This window comes from Geodermatophilus obscurus, from assembly GCF_900143215.1.
GTDB lineage: Bacteria > Actinomycetota > Actinomycetes > Mycobacteriales > Geodermatophilaceae > Geodermatophilus > Geodermatophilus obscurus_A.
This window is the reverse complement of record NZ_FRDM01000003.1, coordinates 92,143-106,740: the sequence shown is the minus strand read 5'-3', so window position 1 is coordinate 106,740 and position 14,598 is coordinate 92,143. Positions and strand designations below refer to the sequence as shown.

General features: G+C 76.9%; 17 protein-coding genes and 1 pseudogene. 12 read left to right on the top strand and 6 right to left on the bottom strand.

Going from position 1 to position 14,598, the window contains the following annotated elements; genetic code table 11:
• Positions 1–135 precede the first annotated feature (135 nt).
• Both BUB17_RS26615 and BUB17_RS26610 read left to right on the top strand, forming a co-directional pair.
• On the top strand, positions 136–345 hold the full coding sequence (locus BUB17_RS26615; RefSeq protein WP_175561273.1) for a hypothetical protein: 210 nt from the start codon (positions 136–138) through the stop codon (positions 343–345).
• 300 nt (positions 346–645) lie between these two features.
• Positions 646–1,227 (top strand): hypothetical protein, encoded by a 582-nt coding sequence (locus BUB17_RS26610; protein WP_175561272.1) that lies wholly within the window; start codon positions 646–648, stop codon positions 1,225–1,227.
• A gap of 139 nt (positions 1,228–1,366) precedes the next feature.
• Here the strand turns inward: BUB17_RS26610 and BUB17_RS04450 are convergent, their stop codons facing one another.
• From BUB17_RS04450 to BUB17_RS04440, 3 genes are all read right to left on the bottom strand, one after another.
• Complete coding sequence (locus tag BUB17_RS04450; RefSeq protein ID WP_072914031.1) at positions 1,367–2,551, bottom strand: acyl-CoA dehydrogenase family protein; 1,185 nt, start codon at positions 2,549–2,551, stop codon at positions 1,367–1,369.
• 19 nt (positions 2,552–2,570) lie between these two features.
• Positions 2,571–3,341 carry an MBL fold metallo-hydrolase gene (locus BUB17_RS04445; RefSeq protein ID WP_072914028.1) on the bottom strand — a complete coding sequence of 257 codons (771 nt, stop codon included), beginning with the start codon at positions 3,339–3,341 and terminating at the stop codon, positions 2,571–2,573.
• Between the two features lie 211 nt (positions 3,342–3,552).
• Complete coding sequence (locus BUB17_RS04440) at positions 3,553–4,005, bottom strand: SRPBCC family protein (RefSeq protein WP_072914025.1); 453 nt, start codon at positions 4,003–4,005, stop codon at positions 3,553–3,555.
• A 209-nt stretch (positions 4,006–4,214) separates the two neighbouring features.
• Between BUB17_RS04440 and BUB17_RS04435 the strand changes: the two genes are divergently transcribed.
• From BUB17_RS04435 to BUB17_RS04420, 4 genes are all read left to right on the top strand, one after another.
• Positions 4,215–4,421 carry a hypothetical protein gene (locus BUB17_RS04435; RefSeq protein ID WP_072914021.1) on the top strand — a complete coding sequence of 69 codons (207 nt, stop codon included), beginning with the start codon at positions 4,215–4,217 and terminating at the stop codon, positions 4,419–4,421.
• A complete protein-coding gene (locus BUB17_RS04430; RefSeq protein WP_072914019.1) occupies positions 4,412–4,837 on the top strand; it encodes a PIN domain nuclease in 426 nt (141 codons plus the stop codon). Before BUB17_RS04435 ends, BUB17_RS04430 begins: the two co-directional genes overlap by 10 nt.
• Positions 4,838–4,919: 82 nt before the next feature.
• The gene (locus tag BUB17_RS04425) at positions 4,920–6,581 is read left to right on the top strand and encodes a bifunctional 3'-5' exonuclease/DNA polymerase (RefSeq protein WP_072914016.1); all 1,662 of its coding nucleotides are present in this window, start codon (positions 4,920–4,922) and stop codon (positions 6,579–6,581) included.
• A gap of 182 nt (positions 6,582–6,763) precedes the next feature.
• Positions 6,764–7,837: a GGDEF domain-containing protein gene (locus BUB17_RS04420; protein WP_072914014.1), complete on the top strand. Its 1,074-nt coding sequence runs from the start codon at positions 6,764–6,766 to the stop codon at positions 7,835–7,837.
• A gap of 199 nt (positions 7,838–8,036) precedes the next feature.
• Here the strand turns inward: BUB17_RS04420 and BUB17_RS04415 are convergent, their stop codons facing one another.
• Both BUB17_RS04415 and BUB17_RS04410 read right to left on the bottom strand, forming a co-directional pair.
• The gene (locus BUB17_RS04415) at positions 8,037–8,390 is read right to left on the bottom strand and encodes a nuclear transport factor 2 family protein (RefSeq protein WP_072914011.1); all 354 of its coding nucleotides are present in this window, start codon (positions 8,388–8,390) and stop codon (positions 8,037–8,039) included.
• A 94-nt stretch (positions 8,391–8,484) separates the two neighbouring features.
• Positions 8,485–8,982, bottom strand: coding sequence for a DUF6194 family protein (locus tag BUB17_RS04410; protein ID WP_432416378.1), 498 nt, complete (start codon positions 8,980–8,982; stop codon positions 8,485–8,487).
• Positions 8,983–9,079: 97 nt separating this feature from the next.
• Here BUB17_RS04410 and BUB17_RS28500 point away from each other — a divergent pair.
• Positions 9,080–9,199: pseudogene (locus tag BUB17_RS28500) on the top strand (hypothetical protein); the annotation flags it as partial.
• 254 nt (positions 9,200–9,453) lie between these two features.
• Entirely contained in the window at positions 9,454–9,798 is a 345-nt protein-coding gene (locus BUB17_RS27375; RefSeq protein WP_208983310.1) for a MerR family transcriptional regulator, read from the top strand.
• 353 nt (positions 9,799–10,151) lie between these two features.
• Here BUB17_RS27375 and BUB17_RS04400 read toward each other — a convergent pair whose 3' ends face one another.
• Entirely contained in the window at positions 10,152–10,355 is a 204-nt protein-coding gene (locus tag BUB17_RS04400) for a hypothetical protein (RefSeq protein ID WP_072914004.1), read from the bottom strand.
• Between the two features lie 122 nt (positions 10,356–10,477).
• Between BUB17_RS04400 and BUB17_RS04395 the strand changes: the two genes are divergently transcribed.
• From BUB17_RS04395 to BUB17_RS04380, 4 genes are all read left to right on the top strand, one after another.
• Positions 10,478–10,678 carry a DUF1918 domain-containing protein gene (locus BUB17_RS04395; RefSeq protein ID WP_072914000.1) on the top strand — a complete coding sequence of 67 codons (201 nt, stop codon included), beginning with the start codon at positions 10,478–10,480 and terminating at the stop codon, positions 10,676–10,678.
• Between the two features lie 5 nt (positions 10,679–10,683).
• On the top strand, positions 10,684–12,753 hold the full coding sequence (locus BUB17_RS04390) for an elongation factor G-like protein EF-G2 (RefSeq protein ID WP_072913998.1): 2,070 nt from the start codon (positions 10,684–10,686) through the stop codon (positions 12,751–12,753).
• Between the two features lie 256 nt (positions 12,754–13,009).
• Entirely contained in the window at positions 13,010–13,681 is a 672-nt protein-coding gene (locus tag BUB17_RS04385) for a cardiolipin synthase ClsA (protein ID WP_141242899.1), read from the top strand.
• Positions 13,678–14,598, top strand: coding sequence for a DUF881 domain-containing protein (locus BUB17_RS04380; RefSeq protein WP_072913995.1), 921 nt, complete (start codon positions 13,678–13,680; stop codon positions 14,596–14,598). The genes BUB17_RS04385 and BUB17_RS04380 overlap by 4 nt, the downstream gene beginning before the upstream one ends.

The window sequence follows — 14,598 nt, the reverse complement described above, 5'->3', positions numbered from 1 at the left end:
GCCCGTTGCCCGCTGCCGGGTTGCGCACGGGCGTGCTGGGTACGTCCTCCGCACCACGGGAGCGCGCAGGCTCGCGCCGGAGGTCTCGGCTCCCCGGCCCGGTCGTGGACGTCCGCGGCCACGAGGTGTCCTGTCATGAGCACGAGTGAGCGCCTCACCTGGGAGACCTGCCCGAGCTGCGGGCGGAGCGCCGCCGTGGGCTGGCGCGGCGGCATCCCGCTCGACGTGGACTGTCCCGGCGGCTGCGCCGTGGGCGCGGAGGTGTTCGCCCGGCGGACACCGCGCACCGGCGACCTGCCGTCGCCGGCCGCACGCTGGACGGCCGCGGCCCGGGCCTGGCCGTGAGGCGCCGGGGAACCGCGCCCCTCCGGCGGGCCGGTCAGGGCTCGCTGCCGGCGCCCGCGCGCAGCCGTCGGGTGGGAGGCGTCGCTCGACCAGGTCGGCGGCCACGTCGTCGGCGGTCCGGCCCGCGGCGTAGGCGTAGCCCCGCAGCAGCGCGAGCGCGTCCGCGGCGGGCACCTGCAGGCTGATCGTCAGCATGCCGACGGCCATCCACAGCCGCCCGCGGCGGCGCGCATCCGGGGTGTTCACCCAGGCGGGAGCCTCGGTCGGGGTCCACACCGACCAGTCGGCTGCGCCGTCCAGGTGGTCGGCGACCAGCTCGGCGACGCACCGCGCCTCGAAGGCGTCGACGGCGGTCGCCCCGTCGGGGTCGGCGGAGTAGAGATCCATCCCACCGACGCCCTTCAGGCGGCCGGCCAGCGACAGGGCGAGCACGCTGCGCAGCGGCGTGGAGGTGACGAGCAGGTCGTGGAAGACCGGCCAGCGGCGCGCCAGCACCGCCTCGGTGCCGAAGACCGGCAACCCGGCCTGGGCGGCCAGCAGGCACGGCCCGCTGCCGGCGGTGAACTGCAGGCGTTCGGCCGTCGCGGCGACCTCGCTGCTGGCCGCCAGCGGGGTGCGCAGGTCGCGCTCCCCGTGGACGCTCAGCCCGACCCCCTCCACGGGGAGCACGGCGGCGGCGCGCGCCAGCCGGACGGCGAGCAGGTCCGGGTCGTCGGAACCGCCGGAGCGCTCGTGCAGCGCCTCGGCGAAGCGGATGGCGATGTCCACGGCCGGCCTCTCGACGTCCCGTGGTGCGGCGCGGCAACCGCGGGCCGGGGCTCGGAGCAGACCTGCCCGCGTCGCACCGTCCGAAACCCCGCCGGCACCGGCGGGCGGGGGTGACCCGGAGGGGACGGGACGTCAACGGCCCGGACCGTGGGCCGGGCGCCCGGTTCCGGACGCCGGCCGGGGGACCGGTGGCGGAGGGGCAGGTCCGTCAGGGTGCAGTCGACGCCGTGTCCGCGACCCGGGTGCGGGCCGGTCAGTAGGACCGGGGGAGCCCCAGCACCTTAGTGGCGACGAACGCCTTGATCATGTTGTTGCTGACCGGCGCCACCTGGTACAGCCGGGTCTCCCGGAACTTGCGCTCCACGTCGTACTCGTCGACGAACCCGTTGCCACCGTGGGTGTCCAGGGCGACGTTGGCCGCGGCCCAGCTGGCCTCGGAGGCCAGGTGCTTGGCCATGTTGGCCTCGGCGCCGCACGGCTGTCCCGCGTCGAACAGCCGGGCGGCCTCCCACCGCGCCAGGTCCGCGGCGCGCACCTTCATGTAGGCGTCGGCGAGGGGGAACTGGATGCCCTGGTTGGCGCCGATCGGGCGGCCGAAGACCTGCCGCTCGGTGGCGTAGGCGACGGCCCGCTCGACGAACCAGTAGCCGTCGCCGATCGCCTCGGCGGCGAGCAGGATGCGCTCGGCGTTCCAGCCGTCGATCACGTACCGGAAGCCGGCATCGACCTCGCCGACGACGTGGTCGGCAGGCACCCGCACGCCGCGGTAGTGCACCTGGTTGGTGGCGTAGTTGAACATCGTGCGCACCGGCACGACCTCGAGGGTCTCCGGCTGCTGGGCGCGCACCCGGCGCAGGTCGAGGAGGAAGAGGGTCAGCCCGCGGGTCCGGTCGGCGGCCCGCTCGCCGGTGCGGGCGAGGACGAGGGCCAGGTCGGACTCGGCGATGCGGCTGGTCCAGTTCTTGTGCCCGGTGAGGACGTAGTCGTCGCCGTCGCGGGTCGCGGTGGTGGCGATGGCGGTGGTGTCCGAGCCGGCGGCGGCCTCGGTGACGGAGAACGCCTGCAGCCGCAGCTCGCCCCGGGCGATGAGCGGCAGGTAGGCGTCCTTGAGGGCCCGGCTGCCGTGCCGCAGCAGGGCTGCCATCGTGTACATCTGCGCGTGGCAGGCGGCCGAGTGCCCGCCGGACCGGTTGATCTCCTCCATCACGACCGACGCCTCGGTCACGCCCAGGCCGGCGCCGCCGTACTCGGGAGGGACGAGGACCGACAGCAGGCCGGCCGCGGTCAGGGTGTCGACGAACTCCTGCGGATAGCGGCGGTCGCGGTCGGTCTCGCGCCAGTACGCGTCCGGGAACCCGGCGCACAGCGCGCGGGTGCGCTCCCGCAGTGCCTCCAGATCGGCTCCCCGTCCGGCGGACCGGGGGGTGGTGTCGGGCACGGGAACTCCTCCTGCGCGGTCAGTCCAGCTGGAGGCGGTCGGCGATCCCGGCCGCGGTGAAGGCGGCCACGACGTCCGCGCGGCTCTCGGTGAAGTGCGCCCAACTGTCGCAGTGGGCGGCGACCACCCGGCGCGCGCCGAGGAGCGTGGCGGCCTCGGCCGCCCGCGCGCCGTCGATCGTGAGCAGGGCGCCGTCGAAGAGCGCGGTGCGGGCGGCGCCGGCGAAGAGCACCGCCGTGTCCACCGGGCCGACGCGCCCGGCGATCTCCCGCACGACGTCGAGCGAGGCGTTGTCGCCGCTGACGTGGACGGTCGGCAGCCCGGCGGCGGTCAGCACGAAGCCCACGACCTCACCGGTGACCGGCTCGCACCCCTCCGGGCCGTGCAGCGCGGGCGTCGCGGTCACGGTGACGGTCCCGCCACCGGGGCGGGGGAGGTCGACGGCGTCCCAGGGGGCGAGCCCCCGCGTCGTCCCGCCGAGGCGCGCTGCCGCGCTGCGGGTGGTGAGGACGACCGGGACGTCGGCGAGCAGGGCGCGACCGGCGGTGTCCAGGTTGTCGGGGTGCTGGTCGTGGGAGAGCAGGACCGCGTCGACCGGACCCAGGCCGGCGGGGTCGACGGCGCACGGGGCGGTCTTGGTGAGCGACCGGCCACCGCCGAGCGGGTACTCGCCCGGGGCGTCGAACGTCGGGTCCGTGAGGAACCGGAGGCCGCCGTACCGGATGAGCGCGGTGGGCCCGCCGAGCACCCGTACGGGGACCGGGGCGGGAGTCGCGGTGGCGTCGGACACGGCACCTCGCAGACGTCGACGGCAGCGGCTGCGCGCCGACGAACGGCGCACGGCCGCCGACCCTAGGTGCCCGCCGCGGCGCCGTCCTCCGGGACGAGGCCCGGCGGCGACCCACTCCTGCGAGTCGCCGCCGGGCCTCAGCGCCGGGTGGCCGGGGACCGTCGTCGACCGGGGTGACCGGGGGAGCGACGTCGGCGGCTGACCAGCCGGTTCAGGCCCGCTCGGCAGCCACCGCGATGTCGTGCAGGTCCTGCTCCAGCGCCCTGGTCACGGCACGGCGTCCCAGCGGCGCGGTGACCGCCCCGAGGACCCGCGCCACCGTGCTCGTCGGCCGGCTGCCGAAGGTCACCGTCACGTCCGTCCCGCCGTCGGCGGACGGGGTGAACGCGAACGTCGACACGTAGTGGGCGCCCCGGCTCGCCGCCTCGACCCGGTAGGACCGCTGTGGCTCCACCGCGGTCACCGTCATCTCCTCGGTCGCCGACCGGCCCATCATCGTGCGCGTCTCCCGCCAGCGCGTCCCGACGCCGAAGGGCCCCGGCGTGAGCACCTCCACGGCGTCGATCCCCCGGACCACCTCCGGTGAACCCGCGAGGTCGGTCGCCACGTCCCACACCCGCTGCACCGGCGCCGTGACGTGCCGGCGGACCTCCACGTCCTGCATCGCTGCCCCACTCCGTCGACTCCCGTGCCGCCGTCCGGCGGCACGGCCACCCTGCCACCGGGGGACGACGCGACACCTCCGCCCGGCCCCACATCGCCGCGGTCCTGCGCGCACACTCCGCAGCCGGAACGCTCGCCGGCGGCCGGCGCCGCTCCACCACGGGGGGCTGCGTATATACGCAGTAGCGCACTCCGTATATCCTCGGGTGCATGACCAAGCGCCTGGTGGAGATCGACGACGCCGACCTCGACGCGGCCCGGGCGGCGCTGTCGACCTCGACGATCAGGGAGACGGTCGGCCGGGCGCTGCGCGAGGCGGCTGCCTCCGCCGCCCGTCGGCGCGAGGTGGAGCGGCTGCTCGACGGGTCCTCGGCCCGGCTCGCCGTCGGCGAGGACCGGGACCGGGCATGGCGGTAGTCGCCCGCTACCTGCTCGACACCAGTGCCGCCGCGAGGGTGCCCGCCCCGCAGGTGGCCGACCGCGTCGTGCCCCTGCTGTCCGCCGGGCTGCTCGCCACCTGCGCCGCCCTGGACCTGGAGGCCCTGTACAGCGCCCGGTCCCCGCGGGAGTACCGGGAGGTCCGGGCCGACCGCCGGCTCGCCTACGAGTACCTGCCCACCGAGGACGAGGACTGGCAGCGCGCGCTGCAGGTCCAGGCGGCCCTGGCCGAGGCCGGCCGGTGGCGCGGCGTCGGGCTGGCCGACCTGGTCGTCGGTGCGGTGGCCGAGCGGCACCGGGTGACCGTGCTGCACTACGACGGGGACTACGACAGCGTCGCAGCCGTGACCGGCCAGGCCACCGAGTGGGTCGTCCCGCCCGGATCGGTGCCCTGAGCGGCCGCCCGCCGGCGTCGCGGAACGGGCGCCCCGCCCGTGGCGCGCACGATCCGTCGGTCCCGGCGGCGACACTGCGGCGGTGAACCGCGTCGTCCTGCTGCGCCGGGGCGGGGGCGTCGTGGAGGTCCGGGAGCTCGCCGAGGACGGGACGGCGGCCGGGGTCACCCGGCACCGCGCCGGTCAGCTGGCGGCCGTCGTCGCGGACCGGGAGCGCACGCCGGTCCGCTGGGTGTGGGACGACACCACCCGCTGGTACCCGGCGCTCCTGGACGTCGGCGTCCGCGTCGAGCGCTGCACCGACCTGCGGCTCACCCACGCGGTGCTGCGGCGCTCGCCGTTCGTCGACCAGTCCCTGCTCGCCGCCGGTGAGACCGCGGCCTGGGACGCGCTGCAGCCGGTCACCGCTCCGGACCCCGCCCTCTTCCCGCTCGACGACCCCGCCGACGGCCTGGACCCGGTGGCCGAGCACGAGCGCCAGCAGGCCGCGGTCGCCGCCTCCCCGGAACCGGCCCGGCTGGCGCTGCTGCTGGCGGCGGAGTCCTCCGGGGCGCTGGTGGCGGCCGAGATGACGCACGCCGGGCTGCCGTGGCGGGCCGACGTGCACGAGCAACTGCTCACCGAGCTGCTGGGCCCGCGCCCGCCGCACGGTGCCCGCCCGGCGGTCCTGGAGGCGCTGGCCCAGGAGGTCCGCGCGGCGCTGCGGGCACCGGGCCTGAACCCCGACTCGCCCGGTGCGCTGCTCGCGGCACTGCAGGCCGCGGGGCTGCCGGTGGAGGACACCCGCTCCTGGACGCTCGAGCAGCTCGACCACCCCGCCGTCGGCCCGCTGCTGGAGTACAAGCGGCTGGCCCGCCTGCTGACCGCCAACGGCTGGGCCTGGCTGGACGCCTGGGTCCGCGACGGCCGGTTCCGGTCGTGGTTCGTGCCCGGCGGCGTGGTGACCGGGCGGTGGGCGTCCAACGGTGGCGGAGCGCTCTCGGTCCCGCTCCAGGTCCGCCCGGCGGCGGTGGCCGACGACGGCTGGCGGCTCGTCGTCGCCGACGTCGCCCAGCTGGAGCCGCGGGTGCTCGCCGGCATGAGCGGGGACGGCGCGATGACCGAGGCCGCCCGCGCCGCCGACCTCTACGAGGGCATGGTGACCGCCGGCACGGTCGAGTCGCGGGCACAGGCCAAGCTGGCGCTGCTCGGCGCGATGTACGGCGCCACCCGGGGCGAGAGCGGCCGCATCCTGCCCCGGCTGGCCCGCCGCTACCCCCGGGCGATCGGTCTGGTCGAGGAGGCGGCCCGGGCGGGGGAGCGCGGCGAGGTGGTGCACACCCTGCTCGGCCGCGGCTCACCGCGCCCCACCGGCGCGTGGGCCGAGCGCGCCGTCGCGCTCGGCGAGCCGGCCGAGGTCAGCGGGTCGCCGGAGGAGCGGGACCGTGCCCGCCGCGCCTGGGGGCGGTTCACCCGCAACTTCGTCGTCCAGGGCACCGGTGCGGAGTGGGCCCTGTGCTGGCTGGCCGACCTGCGCAACCGGCTGTGGCGGCTGGGCGGCACCGGCCCGCTGGAGCAGCGGCCGCACCTGGTCTTCTTCCTGCACGACGAGGTCGTCGTCCACGCGCCCGCGCACCTCGCCGCCGCGGCCGCCGAGGAGGTGCGCGCCGCCGCGGCCACCGCCGGCCGTCTCCTGTTCGGCGGGTTCCCCGTCGACTTCCCGCTCGACGTCGCGGTGGTCGCCTCCTGGGCCGATGCCGGCTGAGCCCGCGGGCGGGTCCGGCGGCGACGCCGGGCGAGCGGCGGCCCGACGAGCGGGCGCCGCTCCGCCCCTGCGGTCCGGACGGCGCGTGTGCCGCGCCGGCACGCCCCCCGCAGGGGTGATCTCCGGTTCCCGCGGCGCTCGCACGGCTCCAGGCCGGCAGCAGGCGTGCCGTTGACGGCGGTGTGCGAAAGTCCTCGGTCCTGCGGCCCCGGAACGAGCGGCAGGCCGCCCGCGTCTCCACCGTGCTCTTCCTCGCCGGTGCCTTCCTGCTGACGGCCTACCTGGTCGTGGAGCCCACGCCGTCGTCGACGGTCGGCTCCGCGGTCGCCGTGCCACTGCTGGGCGGTCTGCTGGTCTTCGCAGCGCTGCCGCACGCGGTGGCCCGCTCCCGGCTGACCCGGTGGTGCGTCTGGCCGGCCATGCCCGTCGTGGGGGTGGTCGCCATCGGGACGCTCGTGCTCGTCTACCCGGACGCCGAGAACGTCGCCCATCCCCTGCTGGCCCTGCCGGTGCTCTTCGCGGCCTCGCAGCTGCGTGCACCGGTCGCGGCGGCGGTCACCACGATGGCGATCGTCGTCGACGGGGCCTTCCTGCTGCGGACCGAGGAGCGCGCCGAGGCCCTGACCGACCTGCTCTTCATCGGGGTGGTGCTGGTCGTCATGGCGGTGCTGCTGGCCCGGGCGGTCGACGGCCAGGAGCAGCTGGTGCGTGCTCTCGAGCGGCAGGCCGCGGTCGACTCGCTGACCGGCCTGGTCACCCGCCGGGTCCTCGACGACGCCCTCTCCAGCGCGCTGTCGGCGTCGGCCACCGACCGGGGGACGGCCCTGGTGCTCGTCGACGTCGACCGCTTCAAGTCCATCAACGACGGCCACGGCCACCCGGTGGGGGACGACGCCCTGGTGCACCTGGCCGGCGTCCTCACCGGCGTCATCCGCACCACGGACGCCGTCGTCAGCCGGCTGGGCGGTGACGAGCTCGCGGTGCTGCTGCCCGGCTGCTCGGCCGAGGTCGCCGCCCGCCGCGCCGATGACCTGGTCGCCGCCGTCCGCGCGGCGCCGCTGCCGCTGCCCGACGGCCGGCTGCTGCCGCTCACCGTGAGCGTCGGCGTGGCGCACGCCCCGGACCACGCGAGCGAGCTGCGCGACCTCTACGCCGCCGCCGACGCGGCCCTCTACGCGGCCAAGCGCGGCGGCCGGGACCAGAGCGCCGTCGCACCCGCTCCGGGCGCCGCGGACGTCGCGGCCACGTCGGTCTGACCGTCCGGGCTGCCCGGACCCGACCGGGCCCGGCGGGCGACGGCTGCACGGCCAGCGAGACCACCACCTCGCCGCGCGGCCGCCCGGAGCCCGCGTGCCCGGGACGCGACGCCACGTCCTCCAGCGCCACGACGCGGTCGAGCGGAACGCGCAGGGCAGGCCGCTGCGACCGCGCTGACGGTGCCGGGACCGCCTCGCGCTACTGCTCGACGTCCATGCGCGCGACCAGCCCGCCCGCGAAGGTGTAGACGTGGCGGACGTCGCCGACCGCGAGCAGGGCGCCGCCCCGGTCGCGGACCACCTGGTGCACGCCCACCTCGACCGTGCCGTCGGTGCGCTCACGGATGCCGGTCGGCTCGACTCTCGGCCGGATCTCGGCCCACTGGCGTTCCCAGTAGCGGCGGACGGCGTCGTGCCCGACGACCCGGCCGCCCTCCCAGCCGTTGGGCCAGTCGACGTCCGCGGCCATGGCGGCCAGCACCGTGTCGACGTCGCGTGCGTTGAAGGCCCGGTAGAGCGCTCGCAGCAGCTCCTCGCGGCTCGGTCCCGTCATGGTCGCGCGTCCTCCCGGCTCGGGGTGGGGCGGAGGAGGACACCGTGGCACGGCTCGGGCCGGTCGTAGCCGTCCCGAACGGTCAACCCAACCGTTATCCCCAACCTAGCGCGCCGTCGCGGGCAGCGGGACCGGCAACCGGACGCCGCGCCTGCGGAACGGGCGCCGATCCGGAGCGGCGCTCGTACCGGGCGCGGGCCAGGGAGTGCGCCGTCCGCAGCAGGTCCCGGACCGCCTGGTCCGTGCGGGACCCCGGGTCGACGACGGCGAGCCATCCCAGGTGGCCGTGGACGGGGTGGGGGAGGACGACGTCCGGAGTGCTCGGGTCGAGGTCGCCGGTGGCCGGCTCCCGGGGGTCCCGGCCGGTCCACCGCCGGAAATCGTCGGTCCCGGCGGCGACGTTGACGCGGAAGGCGCCGGGACGGTCGAGCCGCGAGCCCGCGTCGCCGGGGTGGTCCTTGGTCACGACGGTGGCGAAGGGCTGGGTCCGGGGGACGACGCCGTCGGGCGCGTAGTAGAGGAAGGCGTCGTCCCAGGCGATCTCCGGGGAGCCGTCGCCGGGCTGCGGCCGCAGTGTCAGCACGCCGCCCAGGCCCTCGATGAGTTGATGACCTCGTCCACGCTCATGCCTTCCAGTGTTCCGTTGAGGTGCTGGTGGAGACTTCGGCGGTCTCGACCGAGAGGACGGCGTGAGAAGTCTCCAGTCAGGCCTGCGGACGGTCGATGTCGCCCGGCGGGCCGGGTACTCGGTCCAGCAGGTCCGCGACCTCGAGCGCGACGGCGTCCTGCCCCCCGTGGCGCGCACCCGGTCCGGCTACCGCAGCTACACCGAGGCGCACGTGCAGGCCGTGCTGGCGTACCGCGCCCTCGCGGCCGGCATCGGCCCGGTCGACGCCAAGCGGATGGTGCGCGCGGCCCACGACGGGCCGCCGTCGGACCTGCTCGCCCTGCTGGACGAGGCCCACGCCCGGCTGCACACCGAGCGGGGGAGCTCGGGCTGGCGAAGGAGGCGGCGGCCGCGATCGCGGCCGAGCCGATCGACGAGCCCCGGCCCTCGGACGCGATGGGCGTCTCCGAGCTCGCCGCCGCCCTCGGGGTCCGGACCTCGACGCTGCGCCACTGGGACGTCGAGGGGCTCGTGGTGCCGCGGCGGTCGCCCGGCGGCGGGGCGCGCAGCTACTCGCCGAGCGACGTCCGCGACGCGCGGATCGTGCACCAGCTGCGCCGCGCCGGGTACCGCATCGACCCGCTGCGGATGCTGGTGCCCGAGCTGCGCCGGGCGCGCCGGTGGGAGGAGGTCGAGGCGACGCTCGCCACCCGGGAGGCCGCCATCACCGCCCGGTCGCGGGCACTGCTCCGGGGCGCCGCCCTGCTCGACGCGGTGATCGGGGCGCCGGCCACCGGCTGAGCGCCACGACCGCGGTGCGGACCGCGTCCGGCCGGCGCCCGGGGCATCGATCACCTCCGCGCCGTCCGGGGCTCCACCCGGCAACCCACCGAGGAGATCCGGCCCGAGCGGGCACCCGACCCCGTCCCGGGGCCGCGGCCACGACCGCCACGGCTCGGCAGACCGGAGCCGGTCGGCGGCGCTGGCGGGTGGTGGACCTCGCCGCGCCGGTCCCGACGTCGCCCGCCCTCGGGGCACCCGCCCGCTGACCCGTTCTGCCGGCCGTGCCACCTACGCCTGAGCGCGAAGTACCGTTATCCCCAACGATAGCTTCTCGACACCGGACGTCGGACAGCCGCTCCGACGGGGAAGGGTCAGGCCGACGCGCGGCGGGCGCACTCCGGGCAGGGCGACGCCGACCCCAGCCCGTGCCGCCCCGACCAGCTGCCCTGGACGACGGCGACGGGGGTCCCGCAGGCGGCCAGCCAGGGCGGCGGTCCGTCGGCGGTCTCCCGGGGGACGGCGTGCGCGAGCCCGCTCTGCTGATCGCGGCCGGCCGCGTGCCGGGGGCTCGTCATGCCACCAGCATGGGCTCCGGCCGAACGGGGAGGCGACGGGCCCGGGTCCCTTGATCGGTCCGGGCGCCGCAGGCAGGCTGTGACCCACAGCACACAGACGGGGCAGCCGCCAGGAGGTCGTCGTGCAAGCACGCGTCGGGGACCGGATCGTCGTCCGGTCCACCCACCAGGGAGAAGCCGAGCGCACCGGCAGGGTGCTCGAGGTCAGGGGAGAGGGCGGCGGGCCGCCGTACGTCGTCCAGTGGGACCCCGACGGGCACACCGGCGTCTTCCACCCGGCCGCAGGCACCTGCGCCGTCGTCCCCGAGCCGGCGAACGGCTGAGCGGCGTGGGCAAGGAGACCGTCGCCGCACCCGGCCCGCGGCCGGCCGAGAAGGTCCGCAACGTGGCCCTGGTGGGCCACGCGGCCGCGGGCAAGACCACCCTCGCCGAGGCGCTGCTGGTCGCCACCGGCGCGCTGACCCGGGCCGGCCGGGTCGAGGACGGCACCACCTGCCTGGACAGCGAGGAGGTGGAGGCCCGCCAGCAGCGCTCGGTGTCGCTCGGCGTGGCCACCGTCGAGCACGACGGGCACCGCATCACCCTGCTGGACACCCCGGGCTCCCCGGACTTCGTCGGCGAGCTGCGGGCCGGGCTGCGCGCGGCCGACGCCGCGCTGTTCGTCGTCTCCGCGGTGAACGGCGTCGACGCGGGCACCGTGCAGCTGTGGGAGGAGTGCGCGGCGGTGGGCATGCCGCGCGCGGTGGTCGTCACCCAGCTGGACCGCGCCCGGGCCGACGTCGAGGAGACCGTCCGGCTGTGCCAGATGATGCTGGGCGCGGGCGTCTACCCCGTCCACCTCGTCGAACGGGGCCCGGACGGCAGCGTCTCGGGGCTGGTCAACCTGCTGGAACCCGGCGCCGAGGCCCCGGACGCCGACCGTCTGCGCAGCGAGCTGATCGAGGGCATCATCGGCGAGAGCGAGGACGAGGCGCTGATGGAGCGCTACCTCGCCGGCGACGAGCTGGTCCAGGGCGACCTGATGAGCGACCTGGGGACCGCGGTCGCGCGCGGCCACTTCCACCCCGTGCTCTGCGCCGCGCCGCTGCAGGGCATCGGCATGGACTCCCTCCTCTACCTCCTGGTCAACGGCTTCCCGTGCCCGATGGAGCACGGCTGCCCACCGGTCACCCGCCCCGACGGCTCGCCGGCGCCGCCGCTGACCTGCGACCCGGACGGCCCGCTGGTCGCCGAGGTGGTCAAGACGACGACCGACCCCTACCTCGGCCGCGTCTCGCTGGTGCGGGTCTTCTCCGGCATCCTGCGCCCGGACACCCCGGTGCACGTCTCCGGGCACGGCATGGCCGACCGCGGGCACCCCGACCACGACGTCGACGAACGGATCGGCGCGGTGAGCTCGCCGCTGGGCGCGACCCTCCGCCCGGTCGCGGCCTGCCCGGCGGGCGACATCTGCGCCGTCGCCCGCCTCACCGCGGCCGAGACCGGGGACACCCTGTCCTCGCCCGAGGACCCGCGGCTGGTCCCACCGTGGGACCTGCCCACGCCCCAGCTGCCGGTCGCGGTGGAGGCGGCGTCCCGGGGCGACGAGGACCGGCTGGCCACGGCGTTGTCCCGGTTGGTCGCCGAGGACCCGACGGTCCGCCTCGAGCGCCGGCCCGACACCGGGCAGCTGCTGCTGTGGTGCGTCGGGGAGGCGCACGCCGAGGTGCTGCTGGAACGGCTGCGCACCCGGCACGGCGTCGCGGTGAACACCGTCCCGGTGCGGGTGCCGATGGTGGAGACCCTGGCCGGGCCGGCGCGGGCCACCGGCCGGCACGTCAAGCAGTCCGGCGGGCACGGCCAGTACGCCATCGTGGTGATCGAGGCCGAGCCCGGGCCGCCCGGCTCCGGCGTCGTTTTCGAGCAGCGCATCGTCGGCGGCACCGTGCCCAACCAGTTCCACGGCAGCGTGGAGAAGGGCATCCGCGCCCAGGCCGAGCGCGGGGTCGCCGGCGACCGGCCGATCGTCGACGTGCACGTGACCCTCGTCGACGGCAAGGCGCACTCGGTGGACTCCTCCGACGCCGCCTTCCAGGCCGCCGGCGCGCTGGCGCTGCGCGAGGCGGCCGCGGCCGCCGGCACCCGGGTGCTGGAGCCCTGGTGCGAGGTGCAGGTGGTGGTGCCGGGGGAGTACGTCGGCGCGGTGATGAGCGACCTGTCCGGACGGCGGGCACGGGTCACCGGCAGCGACGCCGATCCCGAGCGCGACCGGACGACGGTGCGCGCCGAGGTGCCCGAGGTCGAGCTGCTCGGCTACGCCGGGGCGCTGCGCTCGGTCTCCCACGGCACCGGCAGCTTCTCCCGCCGCCCGATGGGCCACGAGCCGGCGCCCGCGTCGCTGACCGCCGTGCCCGCCTGAACAAGGACCCTCCCGCCCCATCGCTCGCGAGCTCGCGACGAGCCTCCGGACGGGCCTCCCGGGACGGGGCCCTGCAGGGGGCCGCCCGTCCTCGCCGCCCTCCGCAGGCCCGGGGCGGGACCGACCTCCGGGTCCCCGCGCACGCTCCGGCACGCCGGGCAGGGGGTGCGAACCGGGCTCCCGGTGCGCCGCCCCGAGGAGTGTCGGCGCGGGACACTAGCCTCGGGGGCCGGTGACCAGCGGGTGCGGAGGTGTCGTGACGTCGTCCAACGGGCCGTCCGCCGACGCCTCGGCCCGGCCGGGGGCCGGCGGGGTGGGCGGCTACGGCACCGTGGCCGACCGCAACCTGCTGCCCGACCGGGTGTGGACGCTGCCCAACGCGCTGTCGGTGCTGCGGCTGCTCGGGGTCCCGCTGTTCCTCTGGCTGCTGCTGGGGCCGCAGGCCGACGGCTGGGCCGTGGTCGTGCTCATGGTCTCCGGGGCCACCGACTGGGCCGACGGCGCGCTGGCCCGTTCCCTCGGGCAGTCCAGCCGGCTGGGGGCCCTGCTCGACCCGGCCGCCGACCGCCTGTACATCGTCGCCACGCTGGTCGCCTTCGTGCTGCGCGACGTCGTCCCGCTGTGGCTGGTCGCCGCCCTGGTCGGGCGCGAGCTGGTGCTGGGCCTGGCGCTGCTGGTGCTGCGCGCCCACGGCTACCCGCCGCTGCAGGTGCACTACCTGGGCAAGGCGGCGACGTTCATCCTGCTCTACGCCTTCCCGCTGCTGCTCCTCGCCGACGGCGCCGGGCCGGTCGCGTCCGTCGTGGCGCCCGTCGCCTGGGCGCTGACCATCTGGGGCAGCGCCCTGTACCTCCTCGCCGGCGTCCTCTACGTCGTCCAGGTCGTCGGGCTGGTCCGCGCCGAGCGGGCCGCCGGGAGCCCGCCGTGACCACCGTGCGGCGCGGCGGCGGGCCACGCTCGCTGGGCGCCTCGCTGCTCGACCAGGTGCTCGCCGAGACCCTCGACCCGGCCTACGCCCGGGCCGCGCGGGCCCGCGCGGTGCGCGCCGCGGGGGAGGCGGCCCCGCGGTCCCGGCGACGCCGGGGCCAGTTCGCCGTCGCCGCGGTGATGGCCGTCGCCGGTGTGCTGGCCGCGGTCACCTACGACCAGGCCGCGGCCGGCGCCCAGGGCCGCGAGGAGGTGCGCATGGCGCTGGTCGCGGAGATCGAGGGGGAGTCGGCGACCACCGACGGGCTCGCCGCCGACCTGGAGACGGTGCGCGAGCAGGTCACCGCCGCCCGGGACGACGCGCTGGCGGCCACCGCCGTCGGGCAGCGGGCCCTCGACCGGCTGGCCGGCGCCGAGCTCGCCGCCGCGGTGCCCCCGGTCAGCGGCCCCGGCCTGCTGGTCACCCTGGCCGACGCCGGACCCGACGCCGACGCCGACCCGGTCGGCGGGACGACGGAGGCCGACCCCCGCGGCCAGGTCCGCGACGGCGACCTGCAGCTGGTGGTCAACGCGCTGTGGGCGTCCGGCGCCGAGGCGGTCAGCATCAACGGCCAGCGGCTGGGCCCGACGACGGCGATCCGCTTCGCCGGCGAGGCGGTCCTCGTCGACTTCCGGCCGGTCACCAACCCCTATCTGGTCAGCGCGGTCGGCGATCCGGGGACGCTGCGCGGCCGGTTCCTGGCCAGCCCCGAGGTCAACGCCCTCGCCGTCATCTCCGACACCTACGGACTGCGCTTCGAGTTCGCCCAGGAGGACGAGCTGTCCCTGCCCGCCGGGAGCTTCCCCGAGCTCCGATCCGCCGTCCCGGTGTCCGCAGTGCCGCCTCCTCCGGCCCCCGAGCCCGCGCCGGGAGGCTGA